16 protein-coding genes are annotated in these 18,981 nt (G+C 73.8%); 14 read left to right on the top strand and 2 right to left on the bottom strand.

Going from position 1 to position 18,981, the window contains the following annotated elements:
• The first annotated feature begins 53 nt into the window (after positions 1–53).
• From AB0I89_RS29495 to AB0I89_RS29455, 9 genes are all read left to right on the top strand, one after another.
• Positions 54–1,328, top strand: a complete 1,275-nt coding sequence (locus AB0I89_RS29495; RefSeq protein ID WP_357133434.1) for an adenosylmethionine--8-amino-7-oxononanoate transaminase — start codon at positions 54–56, stop codon at positions 1,326–1,328.
• Between the two features lie 65 nt (positions 1,329–1,393).
• A complete protein-coding gene (gene pyrF / locus AB0I89_RS29490; protein WP_357133432.1) occupies positions 1,394–2,230 on the top strand; it encodes an orotidine-5'-phosphate decarboxylase in 837 nt (278 codons plus the stop codon).
• 178 nt (positions 2,231–2,408) lie between these two features.
• A complete protein-coding gene (gene mihF, locus AB0I89_RS29485) occupies positions 2,409–2,726 on the top strand; it encodes an integration host factor, actinobacterial type (RefSeq protein ID WP_007458370.1) in 318 nt (105 codons plus the stop codon).
• A gap of 25 nt (positions 2,727–2,751) precedes the next feature.
• The gene (locus AB0I89_RS29480; protein ID WP_357133430.1) at positions 2,752–3,285 is read left to right on the top strand and encodes a guanylate kinase; all 534 of its coding nucleotides are present in this window, start codon (positions 2,752–2,754) and stop codon (positions 3,283–3,285) included.
• Between the two features lie 64 nt (positions 3,286–3,349).
• Entirely contained in the window at positions 3,350–3,613 is a 264-nt protein-coding gene (gene rpoZ / locus AB0I89_RS29475) for a DNA-directed RNA polymerase subunit omega (protein ID WP_074318577.1), read from the top strand.
• A 14-nt stretch (positions 3,614–3,627) separates the two neighbouring features.
• On the top strand, positions 3,628–4,836 hold the full coding sequence (gene coaBC / locus AB0I89_RS29470; protein ID WP_357133428.1) for a bifunctional phosphopantothenoylcysteine decarboxylase/phosphopantothenate--cysteine ligase CoaBC: 1,209 nt from the start codon (positions 3,628–3,630) through the stop codon (positions 4,834–4,836).
• 87 nt (positions 4,837–4,923) lie between these two features.
• Positions 4,924–6,117, top strand: a complete 1,194-nt coding sequence (gene metK, locus AB0I89_RS29465) for a methionine adenosyltransferase (protein WP_355624166.1) — start codon at positions 4,924–4,926, stop codon at positions 6,115–6,117.
• A gap of 71 nt (positions 6,118–6,188) precedes the next feature.
• Positions 6,189–8,405, top strand: a complete 2,217-nt coding sequence (locus AB0I89_RS29460) for a primosomal protein N' (protein ID WP_357133518.1) — start codon at positions 6,189–6,191, stop codon at positions 8,403–8,405.
• Between the two features lie 147 nt (positions 8,406–8,552).
• Complete coding sequence (locus tag AB0I89_RS29455) at positions 8,553–9,536, top strand: AAA family ATPase (RefSeq protein ID WP_357133425.1); 984 nt, start codon at positions 8,553–8,555, stop codon at positions 9,534–9,536.
• Positions 9,537–9,620: 84 nt separating this feature from the next.
• On the opposite strand, the gene AB0I89_RS29450 is transcribed toward AB0I89_RS29455, so the two are convergent.
• Positions 9,621–10,901: a hypothetical protein gene (locus tag AB0I89_RS29450; protein ID WP_357133423.1), complete on the bottom strand. Its 1,281-nt coding sequence runs from the start codon at positions 10,899–10,901 to the stop codon at positions 9,621–9,623.
• Between the two features lie 243 nt (positions 10,902–11,144).
• On the opposite strand from AB0I89_RS29450, the gene AB0I89_RS29445 reads away from it, so the two are divergent.
• From AB0I89_RS29445 to AB0I89_RS29425, 5 genes are all read left to right on the top strand, one after another.
• A complete protein-coding gene (locus tag AB0I89_RS29445) occupies positions 11,145–13,628 on the top strand; it encodes a tetratricopeptide repeat protein (RefSeq protein ID WP_357133421.1) in 2,484 nt (827 codons plus the stop codon).
• A 79-nt stretch (positions 13,629–13,707) separates the two neighbouring features.
• Positions 13,708–14,976 (top strand): cytochrome P450, encoded by a 1,269-nt coding sequence (locus AB0I89_RS29440; RefSeq protein ID WP_357133419.1) that lies wholly within the window; start codon positions 13,708–13,710, stop codon positions 14,974–14,976.
• A gap of 45 nt (positions 14,977–15,021) precedes the next feature.
• Positions 15,022–15,579 carry a peptide deformylase gene (def, locus tag AB0I89_RS29435; protein WP_355243190.1) on the top strand — a complete coding sequence of 186 codons (558 nt, stop codon included), beginning with the start codon at positions 15,022–15,024 and terminating at the stop codon, positions 15,577–15,579.
• A 5-nt stretch (positions 15,580–15,584) separates the two neighbouring features.
• Positions 15,585–16,511, top strand: a complete 927-nt coding sequence (fmt, locus tag AB0I89_RS29430) for a methionyl-tRNA formyltransferase (protein WP_357133416.1) — start codon at positions 15,585–15,587, stop codon at positions 16,509–16,511.
• Positions 16,508–17,944 (top strand): transcription antitermination factor NusB, encoded by a 1,437-nt coding sequence (locus AB0I89_RS29425; protein WP_357133414.1) that lies wholly within the window; start codon positions 16,508–16,510, stop codon positions 17,942–17,944. Before fmt ends, AB0I89_RS29425 begins: the two co-directional genes overlap by 4 nt.
• 87 nt (positions 17,945–18,031) lie before the next feature.
• Here the strand turns inward: AB0I89_RS29425 and AB0I89_RS29420 are convergent, their stop codons facing one another.
• On the bottom strand, positions 18,032–18,922 hold the full coding sequence (locus AB0I89_RS29420; RefSeq protein WP_357133412.1) for a septum formation family protein: 891 nt from the start codon (positions 18,920–18,922) through the stop codon (positions 18,032–18,034).
• Between the last annotated feature and the right edge of the window lie 59 nt (positions 18,923–18,981).

Below are 18,981 nucleotides of genomic sequence, written 5' to 3'. Positions count from 1 at the left end.
CCGGCCGCGCGACGTCCGTCGTCCGGCCGGCTTCAGGCACCCGAGGAGTACGCGTGACACCCGAGGAGATTCAGGCCGTCGACCGGGCGCACGTCTGGCATCCGTACGCCACGCTGCCGCCGGCGAACGCGCCGTTCGTGGTCCGCAGCGCCGAGGGGGTACGGCTGAGGTTGGCCGACGGCCGGGAGTTGGTGGACGGGATGTCGTCCTGGTGGGCGGCGGTCCACGGCTACCGGCACCCGGTGCTGGACGCGGCCGTTACCGACCAGCTCGGGCGGATGAGCCACGTGATGTTCGGCGGACTCACCCACGAGCCCGCCGTGCGGCTCGCGCGGACGCTGGTCGAGCTGGCCCCGGACGGGTTGGAGCACGTGTTCCTGGCCGACTCCGGATCGGTCAGCGTCGAGGTGGCCGTGAAGATGTGCCTGCAGTACCAGCGGGCGGTCGGTCGGCCGGAGCGGCGTCGGCTGGCCACCTGGCGGGGCGGGTACCACGGCGACACGTTCCATCCGATGAGCGTCTGCGACCCCGAGGGCGGGATGCACCACCTCTGGGGTGACGTGCTGCCCCGCCAGGTCTTCGCCCCGGTGCCGCCGGGCGGGTTCGCCGATCCGCCGGACGAGGCGTACGTGGCGGCGTTGGTGGACGCCGTCGAGCGGCACGCCCACGAACTGGCCGCGGTCATCGTGGAACCGGTGGTGCAGGGCGCGGGTGGGATGCGCTTTCACCATCCGGGTTACCTGCGGGTGCTGCGCGAGGTGACCCGCGCGCACGGGGTGCTGCTGGTCTTCGACGAGATCGCGACCGGGTTCGGCCGTACCGGCACGATGTTCGCCGCCGAGCACGCCGGGGTGTCCCCGGACGTGATGTGCGTGGGCAAGGCGCTCACCGGCGGCTACCTGACCCTGGCCGCGGCGCTGTGCACCCCGGAGATCGCCCGTGGGATCTCCGCTGACGGCGTCTTGGCGCACGGTCCGACGTTCATGGGCAACCCGCTGGCCTGCGCGGTCGCCAACGCCTCCATCGGGCTGCTCCGGGCGGGCGACTGGGCGGCACAGGTGTCCCGGATCGGCGCGGGCCTGCGCGCCGGCCTGGAGCCGCTGCGCGCCGTGGCGGGCGTGGCCGACGTGCGGGTGCTCGGGGCGATCGGCGTGGTCCAGCTCGACCACGACGTCGACCTCGGCGCGGCCACCACGGCCGCTGCCGACCGTGGCGTCTGGCTGCGGCCCTTCCGCGACCTGATCTACACGATGCCGCCGTACGTGACGGACGACGCCGACCTGGCCCGGATCGCGGCCGGGGTGGCGGCGGCCGTGGCGGCCGGCTGAGCGGGAACCGACAAGCATTCCGGGAGGCGGCCAGCCGCCCGGGCGACAAGAGGGGAAGTACGCCGATGGAGAGCTTCGGCACCCGGCTGCACCGGGCCGTCACCGAGCGCGGACCGCTCTGCGTGGGCATCGACCCGCATCCCGGCCTGCTGGCCCGCTGGGGCCTCGCCGACGACGTCGACGGTCTGGACCGGTTCACCCGAACCGTGGTGGATGCGCTCGGTGACCGGGTTGCGGTTGTCAAGCCTCAGTCGGCCTTTTTCGAGCGATTCGGATCCCGCGGTGTGGCGATTCTTGAGTCAACTATCCGACAGTTACGGGAAGCCGGATCGCTCGTTCTGCTCGACGTCAAGCGTGGCGACATCGGCTCAACGGTCAGCGCGTACGCCTCCGCGTACCTGGATCCATCCAGCCCGCTGTATGTCGACGCGGTCACGGCCAGTCCCTACCTGGGAGTAGGTTCGTTGGCGCCGATGTTCGAGTTGGCCGCCAAACACGGCGGCGGGGTCTTCGTGCTGGCCCTCACCTCGAACCCCGAGGGCGCGGCCGTGCAGCGGGCCCGCACGGCCGACGGGCGCACCGTGGCGCAGACCGTGATTGACGAGATTTCCCAGCTCAACAGCGGTGCGGACCCCCTCGGCAGCTTCGGTCTGGTGGTCGGGGCCACCATCGGTGACACCGGTCATGACCTGTCCACCGTCGGGGGGCCGCTGCTCGCTCCGGGGCTCGGCGCGCAGGGTGCGGGCGCCGCCGATCTGCGTACCGTCTTCGGCTCCAGCCTCGCCGCGGTGCTCCCGTCGTACTCCCGTGAAGTCTTGTCGGCGGGACCGGACAGCGACGCCCTGCGGGCCGCCGCGGACCGCGTGCTGGTCGAGTGTCGGGCCGTTCTGGCTGCCCGGTGACTGACTGACGGCTCGGTCACTTTGCGATGATCATCGCGCGCCCACGTTGCCGAAAGCTCCGTCGACCGCTAGTTTTCCCCGCGCTGGGAACCATGGACCCCTTGGTTCACAGCGACACCACGTTTCACAGATGCGGCGGTGCGCCCCGCCCGCCGCGATAGGGACCTGAGGAGAACTGGTGCCGCTCCCGTCACTGACCCCCGAACAGCGCGCTGCCGCGCTCGAGAAGGCCGCGGAGATCCGCAAGGCCCGTGCCGAGCTGAAGGAGCAGCTCAAGCAGGGCAAGACCACCCTTGGCGCCGTCCTCGAGCGCGCCGAGAGCGACGATGTCGTCGGCAAGCTCAAGGTTTCGGCTGTCCTGCAGGCGATGCCGGGCATCGGCAAGATCCGGGCTACCCAGATCATGGAGAAGCTCAAGATCGCCGACAGCCGTCGTCTGCGCGGCCTCGGCGAGCAGCAGCGCAAGGCACTGCTTGGAGAGTTCGCCGCCAACTGAACCTGGCAGCGTGTAGAAACAAGCAGTGAGCACGGATGACGAGGCGCGCCCGGCGGCTCGGCTCACTGTCCTGGCTGGACCTTCGGGTTCCGGCAGGGAGAGTGTCGTCGAGCTCGTCCGGGCGCGTTTCCCGTCCGTGTGGATCCCGGTGCCGGCAACGACCAGGCCGCGCCGGGAGCCGGAGGTGGACGGGGAACAACGGGTCTTTCTCGCCCCGGCCGAGTTCGAGCGCCGGGTGGCCGGCGGCGAGCTGCTGGAGTGGTCCCGGATCGGCGCGTACCGCCGGGGGACCCTGCACCCGCCGCTGCGCGCCCGGCTCGACGCCGGGCAGCCGGTCCTGCTTCCGCTCGACGTGACCGGGGCCCGGCTGGTGCGGCAACGACTGCCCGACGCGCGTCTGGTGCTGCTGATCCCGCCCGGACGCCGGCCGGACGCCGCCGCCGCGGCCGCCTTCGCGGACACCCTCACGCACGACCTCACCGATCGGGTGGCGGACGAGCTGGTAGGCTTACTCGGTTCAACTCATCCGGATCCGGCCTGGTCGCGCCTGCGTGGCTGACGGCCGGCCGCCGTCGGGACTCAGCACCGCGTCCGCGCGGCTCGAAAGACGCAGAGGTTAATTCGTGGGATCCATCGCCAACCCCGAAGGCATCACCAACCCGCCGATCGACGAGCTCCTCGAGAAGACGACGTCGAAGTACGCGCTGGTCATCTTCGCCGCCAAGCGCGCGCGCCAGGTCAACGCCTACTACAGCCAGCTCGGTGAGGGCCTCCTGGAGTACGTCGGCCCGCTCGTCGAGACCACCCCGCAGGAAAAGCCGCTCTCCATCGCCATGCGCGAGATCAACGGCGGTCTGCTCACCGCCGAGCCGACCGACCAGCCGTAGGCGCGTCCCCGTCGATGTCCGCCTCGATCGTCCTCGGGGTCGGCGGCGGCATCGCCGCCTACAAGGCGTGTGAGCTGCTGCGACTCTTCACCGAGTCGGGCCACCGGGTCCGTGTCGTGCCGACCGCGTCGGCGCTGAGATTCGTCGGCGCGCCGACCTGGGCGGCGCTCTCCGGCCAGCCGGTCGCCGACGACGTCTGGTCCGACGTGCACGAGGTGCCGCACGTCCGCCTCGGCAAGCAGGCCGACCTGGTGGTGGTCGCGCCGACCACCACCGACCTGCTCGCCAAGGCCGCCCACGGGCTCGCCGACGACCTGCTGACCAACACGTTGCTGACCGCCCGCTGCCCGGTGGTGCTGGCCCCGGCCATGCACACCGAGATGTGGGAGCACCCGGCCACCGTCGCCAACGTCGCCACGCTGCGCTCCCGGGGCGTCCGGGTGATCGAGCCGGCCGTCGGGCGGCTCACCGGCGCCGACACCGGCAAGGGCCGCCTGCCCGACCCGGCGGAGATCTTCGCGATCGCCCGCCAGGTCCTCGCTCGGGGCGCCTCCGCCCCGGCGGACCTGACGGGTCGCCGGCTGGTCGTCACCGCCGGGGGTACCCGCGAGCCGTTGGATCCGGTCCGCTTTCTCGGCAACCGCTCCTCGGGCAAACAGGGCTACGCCTTCGCGCGTTCGGCGGTCGCCCGCGGTGCCCGGGTCACGCTGATCGCGGCCAACGTCTCGCTCGCCGACCCCGCCGGGGTCGACCTGGTCCGGGTCGGCACGACCGCCGAGCTGCGCGAGGCGACCCTGAAGGCCGCCACCGAGGCCGACGCGGTCGTGATGGCGGCGGCTCCGGCCGATTTCCGACCGGCGACGTACGCGCCTGGCAAAATCAAGAAGTCGGACGACGGTGTCGCTCCCACCATCGAGCTCGTCACCAATCCGGACATCGCGGCGGAGCTCGGCCAGCGCAAGGGACCGGGGCAGGTGCTGGTGGTGTTCGCCGCCGAGACCGGCGACGCGGAGGCCAACGGCCGGGCGAAGCTGGCCCGGAAGCGGGCTGACCTCATCGTGGTCAACGAGGTCGGTCCGGACCGGGTCTTCGGCGCCGACACCAACACGGTGACGGTCATCGGCGCGGACGGCTCGGTGAGTCGTCTGCCGGAGCAGGCCAAGGAGGCGGTGGCCGACACCGTGTGGGACCTCGTCGTGGCGCGGCTGGCCAACCGCTCCTGACGGGTGGAACAGGGCGCGACCGACCCCGACACCGGCCGCAGCCGTGACTAGACTGCCGCGGAACGACCTCACACGCTTAGGAGTGCCGTGACACGCCGCCTCTTCACGTCCGAATCGGTCACGGAAGGCCACCCGGACAAGATCGCCGACCAGATCAGCGACGGCATCCTCGACGCGCTGCTCGCCGAGGACCCGCACAGCCGGGTTGCCGTCGAGACCATGATCACCACCGGCCAGGTGCACATCGCCGGCGAGGTCACCACCAAGGCGTACGCCGACATCCCCACCATCGTCCGCCGGACCATCCTCGACATCGGGTACGACTCGTCGAAGAAGGGTTTCGACGGCGCGTCCTGCGGGGTCAGCGTCTCGATCGGCGCGCAGTCCGAGGACATCGCGCAGGGCGTCGACAACGCCTTCGAGCTGCGGACCGGGGCGTCGGAGAGCGCGTTGGACGCGCAGGGCGCCGGCGACCAGGGCATGATGTTCGGTTTCGCCTGCTCGGAGACGCCGGAGTTGATGCCGCTGCCGATCGCGCTGGCGCACCGGCTGGCGCGTCGGCTCGCCGCGGTGCGCAAGGACGGCACGATCCCGTACCTGCGGCCGGACGGCAAGACCCAGGTCACCATCGAGTACGAGGGGCTGCGCCCGGTCCGGCTGAACACCGTGGTGGTGTCCAGCCAGCACGCCGCGGACATCTCGCTGGAGTCGCTGCTCACCCCCGACGTGCGTGACTCCGTCATCGCTCCCGAGTTGGAGAGCCTCGGTCTGGACACCGACGGCTACCGGCTGCTGGTCAACCCGACCGGCCGGTTCGAGATCGGTGGCCCGATGGGTGACGCCGGCCTGACCGGCCGCAAGATCATCGTTGACACCTACGGCGGGTACGCCCGGCACGGCGGCGGCGCGTTCTCCGGCAAGGACCCGTCCAAGGTGGACCGGTCGGCCGCGTACGCGATGCGCTGGGTGGCCAAGAACGTGGTCGCCGCCGGCCTCGCCGAGCGGTGCGAGGCGCAGGTCGCCTACGCCATCGGCAAGGCGCACCCGGTGAGCCTGTTCATCGAGACGTTCGGCACCGAGACCGTGCCGGTCGCCTCGATCGAGAGCGCCGTCTCCGAGGTGTTCGACCTGCGCCCGGCCGCGATCATCCGGGACCTCAACCTGCTCCGCCCGATCTACCAGCAGACCGCCGCGTACGGCCACTTCGGCCGGGAGCTGCCGGACCTGACCTGGGAGAGCACCGACCGGGCCGCCGACCTCAAGTCGGCCGCAGGAGCCTGACCGCCACCAGGCGTAGCGACCGGCGACCCGCACCAGGGTCGCCGGTCGCGCGCGTCTGCGTGGACGTGCCGCTGGCGCACCTGGACCGCCCGTTCGACTACCTCGTGCCGGCCGAGCTGGACGACGTGGCGGTGCCCGGCACCCGGGTCAAGGTGCGTTTCGCGGGGCAGTTGGTCGACGGTTGGCTGCTGTCCCGGGCGGACGACTCCGGGCACACCGGCCGCCTCGCCTACCTGGAGAAGGTCGTCTCGCCCGAGCCGGTGCTGACCCCCGAGGTCGCCCGTCTGGCCCGCGCGGTCGCCGACCGGTACGCGGGCAACCTCGCCGACGTCCTCCGGCTCGCCGTGCCACCCCGACACGCCCGTGTCGAGAAGGAGCCCCCCGCGGACCTGCCAGCCCCGGCCCCCGAACCCGCCGAGCCCGCCGCGCCCGGCGGTGCGGCTGCGCCCGGCGGTGCGGCTGCGCCCGGCGGTGCGGCTGCGCCGGGCGGTGCGGCTGCGCCCGGCGGTGCGGCCGAGTCCGGCGGTGCGGCCGTGACGGCAGTGCCAGACGGTACCGCCGAGTCCGGTGATGCCGCCGCGACAGCCGTGGCCGACGGTCCGGCCGAGTCCGATGATGCCGCCGGGCCGGCGGTGCGTGGCGGGCCGGCGGTGCCTGGCGGACCGACGGTGCCTGGTGGACCGGCGGTGCCCGGGGAGTCCGGGGTGCCGGAAGGTTCCGCCGCACCGGGGGAGTCGGTCGACCCGAGGGGATGGCGGGACTATCCGGCCGGGCCGGCGCTGTTGCGGGCGCTCACCGACGGCCGGCCCGCCCGTGCGGTCTGGTCGGCCCTGCCCGGCGAGGACTGGGCCGCCCGCTACGCCGACGCCGTGGCCGCCACCGTCGCCGGTGGGCGCGGCGCGGTGGTCGTCGTGCCGGACGCGCGCGACCTCGACCGTCTCGACGCGGCGCTGACCGACGTGCTGGGCCCCGGGCGGCACGTCGCACTCTCCGCCGCCCTCGGGCCGGCCCGGCGCTACCGGGCGTTCCTCGCCGCCCGTCGCGGGCAGGTGCCGGTGGTCATCGGCACCCGGGCGGCGATGTTCGCCCCGGTGCGCCGGCTCGGGCTCGTCGCCGTCTGGGACGACGGGGACGACCTGCACTCCGAACCCCGCGCGCCCTATCCGCACGCCCGCGACGTACTGCTCACCCGAGCGCGGCTCGGCGAGGCCGCAGCGCTGGTCGGCGGGTACGCGCGTACGGCCGAGGCGCAGTTGCTGCTGGAGACCGGCTGGGCCCGGGAGGTGGTCGCCGACCGGGCGACGGTGCGGGCGCGGATACCGGCCATCGCGCCGACCGGGGACGATCCGCAGCTCGCCCGTGATCCCGGTGCGGCCACCGCGCGGCTGCCCAGCCTGGCCTGGACGGCCGCCCGCGACGCGCTCCGGGCGGGCCTGCCGGTGCTCGTGCAGGTACCCCGCCGCGGCTACCTGCCCTCGGTCTCCTGCGCCGACTGCCGCACCCCGGCCCGCTGCGCGCACTGCGCCGGCCCGCTGGCCCTGCCGTCGGCCGGCGGCACTCCCGCCTGCCGGTGGTGCGCCCGGGTCGCCGCCGCGTACGCCTGTCCCCAGTGCGGCGGGCGGCGGCTGCGGGCGGCGGTCACCGGCGCCCGGCGTACCGCCGAGGAGTTGGGCCGGGCGTTCCCCGACGTGCCGGTGCGGACCTCGGGGCGCGAGGAGGTGTTGACCGACGTGCCCGGCACGGCCGCCCTGGTCGTCGCCACGCCCGGTGCCGAACCGGTCGCGGCCGGCGGCTACGGCGCGGTGCTGCTGCTCGACTCGTGGGCCCTGCTGACCCGGGCCGACCTGCGTGCCGGCGAGGAGGCGCTGCGCCGCTGGCTGGCCGCGGCGGCGCTGGCCCGCCCGGCGCCGGCCGGCCGCGTGGTGGTCGTCGCCGACGGCGCGCTCGCCCCGGTGCAGGCGTTGCTGCGCTGGGACGCCGCCTGGTTCGCCGGTCGGGAGCTGGCCGAGCGCCGCGAGCTGGGCTTCCCACCGGCGGTACGGATGGCGAGCGTCACCGGCCCGGCCGAGGCGGTGGCCGACCTGCTCGACGCGGCGCGATTGCCCGCCGACGCCGAGGTGCTCGGGCCCGTGCCGGCCGAGGAAGGGCGCGAACGGATGCTGCTGCGGGTGCCCCGGGCACGGGCCGCCGCGCTCGCCGAGGCTCTGCACTCGGCTGCCGGGGTGCGCGCCGCCCGCAAGGCCGCCGAGCCGGTTCGTCTCCAGGTCGATCCGTTGAGCCTGTTCTGACCGTTTCGCGGGCGGTGGCAGGCGGGCGCGGCGACCGGTGCCCGCACACCGCGTCCGGCAGAACGCTGGTGACGAGGTGGTAGCATCGCCCGTCATGCTCGGGCTGTCGATGATGTCAGGAAGCCGGTTATCAGGGGTGGACCAGTCGTGACCGTTCGACAATCGATCGTCTTCAACGGCGACCTCGGCAGCGGCAAGAGCACGGTGTCGGTGGAGATCGCCAAGCGGCTCGGTATGCGCCGGGTCAGCGTGGGTGATCTCTATCGGGAGATGGCGCAGCAGCGGCAGATGACCGCCCTGCAACTCAACCTGCACGCCGAACTGGACCAGGCCGTCGACGGGTACGTCGACCAGCTCCAGCGCGACATCGCCGCCTCCGGCGAACACCTGATCATGGATTCGCGGCTGGCCTGGCACTTCTTCACCGACGCGCTCAAGGTGCACATGATCACCGAGCCGGGTGAGGCGGCCCGCCGGGTGCTGGCCCGCCCGTCCGGCCCGGCGGAGAGCTACGCCTCGCACGAGGAGGCCAAGGCCAAGCTCCGCGAGCGCAGCGCCAGCGAGCGCAGCCGGTTCATCCTCCGCTACGGGGTGGACAAGGCGCGGTTGCGCAACTACGACCTGATCTGTGACACCACCCGGGCCTCCGCCGCCGAGGTGGTCGAGCACATCGTCGCCGCGTACGAGGGCACGCTCGGCGCCGAGGTGCTGCGCGACGGCCCGCCGCTGCTGCTGCTGGATCCGGCGCGGGTCTACCCGACCGAGGACATCGCCACCCTGCGTGGCCTCTGGGACAGCGAGTTCGTCGGCGACGTGGCCGAGGCCGGCGACGAGTCGTTGGAGCCGCTCAAGATCGGCTTCACGGGGGAGTACTTCTTCGTCGTCGACGGTCACCGGCGGCTCAGCGCCGCCCTGCAGAACGGCTTCTCCCTGGTGCCGGCGCAGCTCGTCGCCGAGGTCGACGAGCCGGTGGTCGGCGGGATGAGCGCCGTGGACTACTTCGCCGCTCAGGTGCGGCCGGGCCTGGTCTACGACTGGGAGGCCGCCCACAAGATCCACCTGCCGTTGCCGGAGCCGGCGCTGCTCCGCGGCGACGCCGTGCTCGCCGCGGACACGGGCGTCGGCGCCTAGGCGCAGCCTGAGCGCGACGCCGGACCGGCGCGCGAGACGCGCGCCGGCCCGGGTGTCGGGTTGGACGATGGTCGTGCGGAGGCGTCAGCCCAGGACGACTCCGGAGGCGCCCACGCCGGCCATGCCGGAGAAGATGTCCTCGTAGTAGAACCGCCAGGCGCACACCCGCCCGGCGGTCACGTAGCCGGTGCACGCCGTCGTCGTGTTGGTGTCGTCGATGGCGGTGTTGGTGCCGGTCGCCCAGACCTGGAGGGTGTTCGCCGCGTTCACGATCTCCACGGGGCCGCCGCTGTCACCCTGGCCGACGGCGTTGGTGTGGGCGGTGTTCTCGGCCTGCACCTGACCGCAGACCGTACCGAAGTTGCGCACGTTGATGCACAGGTTGCGGGCCTTCACCTGGATCGAGCACCGGGTGCCGGAGTACGCGCCGGAGCTGCACACCCAGTTGCCGACCTGGCTGGCCTGCGCGCCGATCACCTGGTTGCTGAACTCGCTGACCACCGCGCCGTTCGCGTCCGTGCTGTTGTTGAAGACCCGGCCGCCGCCGCTGCCCGCGATGAGCAGGCTGTCGCTGCTGACGTTGCGGCTGATGACGGTGCCGATGGTCTGCCCGGTCGGGTCGGCCGCCACGACGTTGAGGTTGGCGCAGTGCGCGGCGGAGAGTACCCGCGACACCCCGCCCTGGTAGACGCCGAAGCCGGTCGAGCAGCCGCCACCGGTGGAGGTGTTGCGCCACGCGGCGCCACCCCACCAGGGCGGGCTGTCGTCCCACCGGGTGGCGGGAGCGGCGGCGACGCCGGTCTGGACGGTCACCGGAACGCCGGCGAGAGCCGTCGCCCCGAGCAGCCCACTCTGCGTACCGACGAGCAGGCCGGCGCCGTCGGCGCGCGGCCCCACCGTCGTGATCTTGTCGCCGGCCGTGGCGCGCAGCTTGTCGGCCGCGACCATCAGCTCCCGCTGCGAGTACGTGGCGGGCAGCACCGTCGTCGCGACGGTGGCCCGGGCGTTGGCCACCAGTCGGGCCGGCGGCTCGCCCTTCCAGTAGACCTGGAGATGACGGGTGGCGGGATCGGCGACGATGCCGGCGAAGCCGGAGTTCGCGCTGCGCTGCGCGGCGTTGGTGATCTGGGCGGCGGCGGTGTTCATCCGCTGCTGCAACTGGAGCAGCTCCGACCAGGAGGCGAAGCCGCCTGGCACCGCGGTGCTGTCGACGAACGATCCGGTGGTGGTGGCCTTGCCCTTCGGCGCGGCGGTGGCCGACGTGGCGGTCACGCCCGTGACGAGCAGCGTGAGGCCGCAGGCAGCCACGGCGATGCGACGCAGCATCGACGCGGACCGTCGGGCGTTCGGGTGTGGACGGATCATCTGTACCCCTTCCCCAGGGTTCGTGGCGCGGGCCGGGCCCGCACCAGGGACGGTGGCACGCGACGTCCGATCCGGACGGCGATCCTGGACGGGATTGGACACGGTCGGACACCACCGGACGGCGAAAGGTCCGATGTGAACTGTCAGACATCGGCGATCTCCTATCTCACCGCTGGTAGCCGCGTCTAGCCTGCCCGTGTCGGCATCCGGGGCGCCGGGTGACCGGGAGGGGGTGGGGGCCGCATGTCCGACCAGTGGATTCCGCCCGGCGTTCGTGCCGGGGCCCAGGAGTCGCCCGGGGGGTGCGACGTGGCACGCCGTGCCGCCGCGGCGCAGACCCTGCCGGATCTGGCCGGTCTGCTGCGCCAACTTCGCCGCCGCGAAGCACGGCAGCAGGGCGAGACCCGGCTGACATACCGGCAGTTGGCGGCGAAGACCGGCTGGTCACGCGGCATCATCGGGGAGTACTTCGCCGGTAACGTCCTGCCCCCGCCGGAGCGGTTCGACGCGCTCATCCGATTGCTCGGCGCGAGCCCCACCGAGCAGGGTGTGCTGGCCACCGCGCGGGACCGGATCGAGGAGCGACGCCGACGCCCGACCGGCGACCACGCGACCGACGTACGGGCGGGCGCCGGGGCGGCGCGCCCCCAGGGCGGCGGCGCACGGGTCGCCGCGACGTCGAACCGCCTCCCCGTACCCCGTCAACTGCCCCCGGCGCTGCCCGGATTCGTCGGACGTACCGCCCAGCTCGCGCAGCTCGACACCGCCTGGGCCAGCCCGGACGCCGCCGACGACGGCGGCGTGGCGCCCGCCGGGGTGGTGACCCTGTCCGGTACGGCCGGGGTCGGCAAGACCACCCTGGCGGTGCACTGGGCGCATCGGGTCGCCGACCGCTTCCCGGACGGTCAGCTCTACGTCGACCTGCGAGGATTCGACGCCACCGGCACGGTGGTGACGCCCGTCGAGGCGGTCCGGGGGTTCCTCGAGGCCCTCGCGGTGCCGCCCGAACGGATCCCCACCCACCTGAGCGCGCAGGTGGGCCTGTACCGCAGCCTGCTCGCCGGCCGTCGGATGCTGGTGCTGCTGGACAATGCCCGCGACGCCGAGCAGGTCCGGCCGCTGCTGGCCGGCAGCGCGACCTGCCTGGTCCTGGTCACCAGCCGCAACCGCCTGGCCGGTCTGGTCGCCGCCGAGGGCGCCCGGCCGGTGGGCGTGGAGCTGCTCAGCGCCGCCGAGGCGTGGCAGCTGCTGGCCCGCCGGCTCGGCGCGGACCGGCTGACCCTCGAGCCAGGGGCGGTGGACGAGATCATCGAGCGGTGCGCGCGGTTGCCGCTGGCGCTGGCGGTACTCGCCGCGCGGGGCGCGGCAAATCCCGATTTCCCCCTGGCCAGCCTCGCGGCCGAGCTGCGCGAGGCGCCCCACCCGTTGGAATCGTTCGACGCCGGTGACGCCGGCACCGACGTGCAGGCCGTGTTCTCCTGGTCCTACCGGAGCCTGACGCCCCCGGCCGCGCGGCTGTTCCGGCTGTTCGGCTGCCACCCGGGCCCGGACATCGGCGTGGCGGCGGCGGCCAGCCTGGCCGGGGTGCCCCGCGAGCAGGCGCCCCGACTGCTGGCGGAGCTGGCCCACGCGCACCTCGTCACCGAGCACGCACCCGGTCGGTTCGGCGCGCACGACCTGCTCCGGGCGTACGCCGTCCAGCAGGCCGAGCGGTTCGAACCGGCCGGCGCCCGACGGGCCGCGATCCGGCGTGGACTGGACCACTACCTGCACACCGCCCACGCGGCCGCGCTGCTGCTGCAACCGGGCCGGGATCCGGTCACCCTGGCCCCGGTCGCCCCCGGTGTGCGGCCCGAGGAGATCATCGACCACGGGCGGGCGCTCGCCTGGTTCACCACCGAGTACCCGGTGCTCCTGGCGGCCGTCGCGCACGCCCGGCGCGTCGGGTTCGACAGCCACGCCTGGCAGCTGGCGTGGACGCTGGTGGACTTCCTGCAACGCCGGGGGCGGTGGCCGGACCTCGCCGCCGCCCAGCGGACCGCCCTGGCCGGGGCCCGCCGGGCGGGCGACCGACTCGGGCAGGCGAACGCCCACCGGGACCTCGCCCGGGTGCTGTCCCGGCTGGGTCGGGTGGACGAGGCGGCGAGCAACTACCGGCACGCCCTGGCGATCTTCGGGGCGTTGGGTGACCACACCGGGCAGGCGCGTACCCACCGGGCGTTCGGCGCGATGCTCGACGGCCTCGGCCGGCACGCCGAGGCGCTGGAGCACGGGCAGCGGGCGCTGGCGCTGTACCGCGACGCCGGCCACCTCGCCGGGGAGGCGAGCGCCCGCAACGCGGTCGGCTGGGCGCACGCCCAGCTCGGGCAGTACGCCCCGGCGCTCACGCACTGCGGGCAGGCGCTGACGTTGCTGCGCCGCACCGGCGACCGGCACGGTGAGGCGAACACCTGGGACAGCCTCGGCTTCATCCACGCCCGCCTGGGCGACCACGCCGAGGCGATCCGCTGTTACGGGCGGGCGCTCCGGCTCTACCGGCGGATCAGCGACCGGTACGACGAGGCGGACACCCTGTCCCGGCTCGGCGAGAGCCGCCAGGCGGCGGGGGACACCGTCGGCGCGGTGCGGACCTGGCGGCGTGCCCTGCGCATCCTCGACGACCTCGGCCATCCCGACGCCGAGCGGGTCCGTGCCCTGCTGGCCGCGGCGGCGACCGCCGGGGGCTGACGAGCGCCGGGCAGGGGATGCCTTCCGGCGGCGGCACCGGGATGATGGAGCCTTCCACGCATCGACGGGGAGGCCGACCATGGAGGCTGCCGAGGCGCTCACACTGCTCATGTCGCCGCAGGGACGCGTCGATCCGTACCCGACGTACGAGCGGCTGCGCTCGCACGGTCCGGTGGTCGAGGCGTTGCCCGGCCTGTACGTGGTGACCGGCTACCCGGAGGTCGACGAGCTGCTGCGCGACCCCCGGCTCGTGGTGCTCGACGACGCGCTGCGGGACCAGGTGTGGCCGAACTGGCGGCAGAGCCCGGCGATGAAGTCGATCGCCCGGTCCATGCTGCGGACCAACCCGCCCGACCACAGCCGGATGCGTCGGCTCGCCGCCGGGGTGTTCAGTCCGCGCCGGATCGCCGGGATGCGTGACGTGGTGCGGGCGCAGGCCGAGGAGTTGCTCGACGCGATGATCGAGCGCGCCGAGGACGGCCGGCCGGTCGACGTGCTCGCCGACTTCGCGTACCCGCTCCCGGTCGGGGTGATCTGCGCGCTGCTCGGCGTGCCGGCGCAGGACCGACCGCTGTTCCGCCGCTGGGCCGGCGACATGACCGGGGTGCTGGAGCCGGAGATCACCACCGAGGAGCTGGCAGTCGCCGACGCGGGCGCAGCCGAGCTGCGCGACTACTTCGTCGAGCTGATCGTCGCCCGGCGCCGGGAACCGGCCGATGACCTGACCACCGCGCTGGTCCAGGTCCACGACGCCGACGGCGAGCGGCTCACCGGCGACGAACTGCTGGCCAACCTGGTGGTGCTGCTGGTGGCCGGCTTCGAGACCACCACCAATCTGCTCGGCAACGGCCTCGTCGTGCTGCTGCGCCACCCCGACGACGCCGACGCGCTGCGCGCCGACCCCGGGCTCGTCCCGGCGTACGTCGAGGAGCTGTTGCGCTACGACTCCCCGGTGCAGCTGACCACCCGGACCAGCGCGGCGCCGGTGCGCTGCGGCGGGCTCGACCTGCCGGCCGGCAGCACGGCGCTGCTGCTGCTCGGCGCGGCCAACCGCGACCCCCGCCGCTTCACCGACCCGGAGCGTTTCGACCCCACGCGTGAGCAGGCGCACCCGCTGTCCTTCGGTGCCGGTCCGCACTACTGCCTCGGCGCCGGCCTTGCCCGGCTGGAGGCGCAGCTGGCGTTCCCGCTGCTGCTGCGCCGGTTGCCCGAGCTGGCACTGGCCGAGCCGCCCCGGCACCGGACCCGGCTGACCCTGCGCGGCTACGAGAGCCTGCTGGTGACGCTGGGCACACCGGCCCCGGCCGATCGAGGTACGCCGGCCGGAGCGCTGCCGGGCACTCCGTAGACTGGTACGGCACCGCTCGCCCGTCCGACGAAGGAGCCGTCCCGCGTGACCGTCCAGCCCATCCGTCTTTTTGGGGATCCGGTGCTGCGCACGCCGGCCGATCCGGTGGTCAACTTCGACGCCGAGCTACGTCGGCTCGTCGCCGACCTCACCGACACGATGCGGGAGCAGAACGGCGCCGGTCTGGCCGCGCCGCAGCTCGGCGTGAGCCTGCGGGTGTTCACCTTCGACGTCGACGACGTGCTCGGGCACCTGATCAACCCGGTGCTGGAGTTCCCCGACGAGGAGGAGCAGGACGGCCCGGAGGGCTGCCTGTCGATCCCCGGGCTCTACTTCGACACCAAGCGTCGGCAGAACGTCGTCGCCAAGGGCTTCAGCTCGTTCGGCGACCCGATGCAGATCGTCGGCAGCGGCCTGATGGCGCGCTGCGTGCAGCACGAGACCGACCACCTCGACGGGGTGCTCTTCCTGGACCGACTGGACGCGCAGGGGCGCAAGGAGGCCATGAAGGCGATCCGCCAGGCCGAGTGGTACGACGGTTCGGCCCCGCCCACGGTCAAGCTGAGCCCGCACATCAGCGACCCCTTCGGTCTGGGTCGGTGACCCGGATGCGCGTGATCTTCGCCGGCACTCCGGCGGTGGCCGTACCGGCCCTGGCCGCCGTCGCGGCCTCCCAGCACGAACTGGTCGCCGTCGTCACCCGACCCGACGCGCCCGCCGGACGGGGGAGGGGCCTGTCCCGCTCCCCGGTCGGCGTCTGGGCCGACGAGCACGGCGTGGAGGTGCTCACGCCGGCCCGACCCCGCGACCCGGAGTTCCTCGACCGGCTGCGCGCGCTCTCCCCGGACTGTGTGCCGGTGGTGGCCTACGGCGCGCTGGTGCCGCCGTCCGCGCTGGAGATCCCCCGCCACGGTTGGATCAACCTGCACTTCTCGCTGCTACCGGCCTGGCGGGGTGCCGCACCCGTACAGCACGCCGTGCTGCACGGCGACGAGCTGACCGGGGCCAGCGTCTTCGAGTTGGAGCAGGGCCTGGACACCGGGCCCGTCTACGGCACCCTGACCGACGAGATCCGTCCCGGCGACACCTCCGGCGACCTGCTGGAACGCCTCGCCGACAGTGGCGCGGGGCTGCTCGTGGCGGTGCTCGACGCGATCGCCGACGGCACCGCCCGCGCCGAGCCGCAGCTGGCCGACGGGGTGTCCCTCGCGCCGAAGCTGACCGTGGAGGACGCCCGGGTCCGCTGGGGCGACCCGGCCTTCGCGGTGGACCGGCGCATCCGCGCCTGCACGCCGGCGCCCGGCGCGTGGACGACCTTCCGCGACGAGCGGGTGAAGCTCGGCCCGGTCGTGACGGTGGCCGACGGCCCGGACCTGAAACCGGGGGAGTTGCTGGTGGAGAAGACCCGCGTGCTGGCCGGCACGGCCACCGGGCCGGTGCGCCTCGGCGAGGTCCGCGCCGCGGGCAAGCGGGCCATGGCGGCCACCGACTGGGCGCGCGGCGTCCGCGTCAGCGCCGGCGAGGGACTCGCGTGACGGCCCCGGAGGGGACGCGTCCATACCGGGGCGGTCCGTCGACCGGCCGCGGTGGCGACCGCCGGCCGGCGCGACCGCCGCTGGACCGGCCGCGCCGCGCGGCGTACGAGGCGCTCGCCGCCGTGCACCGCGACGACGCCTTCGCCAACCTGGTGCTGCCCACCATCCTGCGCGAGGAGGGGCTGTACGGCCGCGACGCGGCCTTCGCCACCGAGCTGACCTACGGCACGCTGCGTCACCTGGGCACGCTGGACGCGATCCTCAGCGACGCGGCCGGCCGGGACGTGGCCCGGATCGACCCGCCGGCACGCGACGCGCTGCGGATCGGGGCGTACCAGCTCCTGCACACGCGGGTGCCCCCGCACGCGGCCGTGTCGTCGACCGTGGACCTGGTCCGCTCGGTCGCGCCGGGCGCGGCCGGGTTCGCCAACGCGGTGCTGCGCGAGGTGTCGACCCGTGACATCGACGGGTGGGTGGCCAAACTCGCGCCGCCGATCGAGACCGACCCGGTCGGGCACCTGGCGCTGGCCTACAGCCACCCGCAGTGGATCGTGCGGGCCTTCTCCGAGACGCTCGGCGGCGACCTGGGCGAGACGGCCCGACTCCTGATCGAGGACAACGAGCGTCCCCCGGTGCACCTGTGCGCCCGACCCGGGTTGATCGATCCGGTCGAGCTGGCCGACGCGGTCGGCGGGGCGCCCGGCGCTTTCTCCCCGTACGCCGTCTATCTGCCCGGCGGCGCCCCGGGCGACGTGGCGGCGGTGGTCGACGGCCGCGCCCACGTCCAGGACGAGGGCTCCCAACTGGTGGCCGCCGCGCTCGCCGACGCGCCGCTGGACGGCCCGGACGGGCGCTGGTTGGACCTGTGCGCCGGTCCCGGCGGAAAGGCCGGGTTGCTCGGCGCGCTGGCCGCGCAGCGGGGCGCCCGCCTGACCGCCGTGGAGGTGGCCGAGCACCGGGCCCGGCTGGTGTCCCAGGCGACCCGGGGCCTGCCGGTGACCGTGCTCGCGATGGACGGTCGTGAGGTCGGCGCGGACCCGAAGCTGCCGGAGGGCCACTTCGACCGGGTGCTGGTGGACGCGCCGTGCACCGGGCTGGGCTCGCTGCGCCGGCGTCCCGAGTCGCGCTGGCGGCGGCAGCCGTCGGACCTGCCGCCGCTGACCCGGCTGCAACGCGAGCTGCTGGGCGCGGCGCTGCGGGCGGTCCGGCCGGGCGGGTTGGTCGCCTACGTGACCTGCTCGCCGCACACGGTGGAGACCCACGTGACGGTCACCGAGGCGGCCCGTCGCAGCGGCGTGGCGGTGGACTTCGTCGACGCCCGACCGTTGCTGCCGGCCGGCATGCCCGGCCTGGGTGACGGCCCCACCGTGCAGCTGTGGCCGCACCGGCACGGCACCGACGCGATGTTCCTCGCCGTCCTGCGCCGAGGCTGAGCCGCCCCGCTAAGTGAAAGGAAGGGCCCCTTGTTATACGCCAGGCGTTAACAAGGGGCCCTTCCTTTCAGCTCAGCGAGAGGGGGGTCAGGTGATGGGGAGGCCCTTGTTGCCGGCGTTGCGCATCGAGCGGGTCAGGTTCCGGTCGCTGATCCACAGGAAGCACTGCACCCCACGGTTGCCGTTCTTCCACTCCTGCTCGTACGGCTGGTAGTAGATCGTCCCGGCGCGGAAGTCGAGCTTGGAGTCGTCCGGCACCTTGGCGTACTTGGCGGTGACCGACTGGCACGCGCGGTGGGTGCGCTTGGTGGTGCGGTTGAACTCCGCGTAGCTGATGTCCGGGGCACGCCAGATCCCGACGAACTCGGCGTGGTGCTTCGCCGTGCAGGACACCGGCACCATCGCCTCGATGTCGTCCTTGACCAGCTTCGGGTTGAAGCAGCGGTAGGCCAGCGGGGCCGCGCCGGCCAGCGCGCCCCGCAGACTGCCGGTGCGCAGGTCGACGGCGGTGTCGTCGATGCTGGCGATCTCGGTGACGTCGCAGCGGTACCAGCGGGCGCCGCCGGCCCAGGCGGGCGCCGACGGCAGCACGACGGTCAGTCCCAGGCGTCCGGAGCGCCAGTCGCCGCCGACCGCCTTGGTGACCTCCTTCTCGCAGCCGGCCTGTGCGGCCCGCATGCCCTCGGAGCCCGGGGGTGGGGTGGTGCCGCGCTCCGCGCCGGGACCGGTGAGCGTGCCGACGTGGATCGTCTCCACCCGGTGCGCCTCGCTGCACTCCATCGGGTTGTAGCCGCTGAGGAACCCGACCTGCTGAAAGGAGTGGTGGCAGACACCGGCCGCGGGAACGAACTGCTGCGCCGCCACGGGCGCCGGCCAGTCGTCGGTGAGGTTCCGGTCAACTCCGGTGGGCGTGCCACAGCCGGTGAGGGCCAGGGCCACCGCCGCGCCTCCGGCAATCGCCGTCAACCACCGTCGCATCTTCGACCTCCCGCCGCCGGTGACCTCCGGTCGACCTCCAGCCGGCCGGTAACGCCACG

This window comes from Micromonospora sp. NPDC049801 (genome assembly GCF_040656575.1).
Lineage (GTDB): Bacteria > Actinomycetota > Actinomycetes > Mycobacteriales > Micromonosporaceae > Micromonospora.
Note: the sequence above shows the minus strand (reverse complement) of the source record. Positions and strands in the feature narration are given on the sequence as shown.

Bases quoted from the DNA above. Each gene is read 5' to 3' on its own strand.
- pyrF (WP_357133432.1), top strand. From the start codon at position 1,394: ATGGAGAGCTTCGGCACCCGGCTGCACCGGGCCGTCACCGAGCGCGGA.
- coaBC (WP_357133428.1), top strand. From the start codon at position 3,628: ATGTCCGCCTCGATCGTCCTCGGGGTCGGCGGCGGCATCGCCGCCTAC.
- AB0I89_RS29450 (WP_357133423.1), bottom strand. From the start codon at position 10,901: ATGATCCGTCCACACCCGAACGCCCGACGGTCCGCGTCGATGCTGCGT.
- AB0I89_RS29445 (WP_357133421.1), top strand. From the start codon at position 11,145: ATGTCCGACCAGTGGATTCCGCCCGGCGTTCGTGCCGGGGCCCAGGAG.
- AB0I89_RS29440 (WP_357133419.1), top strand. From the start codon at position 13,708: ATGGAGGCTGCCGAGGCGCTCACACTGCTCATGTCGCCGCAGGGACGC.
- fmt (WP_357133416.1), top strand. From the start codon at position 15,585: ATGCGCGTGATCTTCGCCGGCACTCCGGCGGTGGCCGTACCGGCCCTG.
- AB0I89_RS29420 (WP_357133412.1), bottom strand. From the start codon at position 18,922: ATGCGACGGTGGTTGACGGCGATTGCCGGAGGCGCGGCGGTGGCCCTG.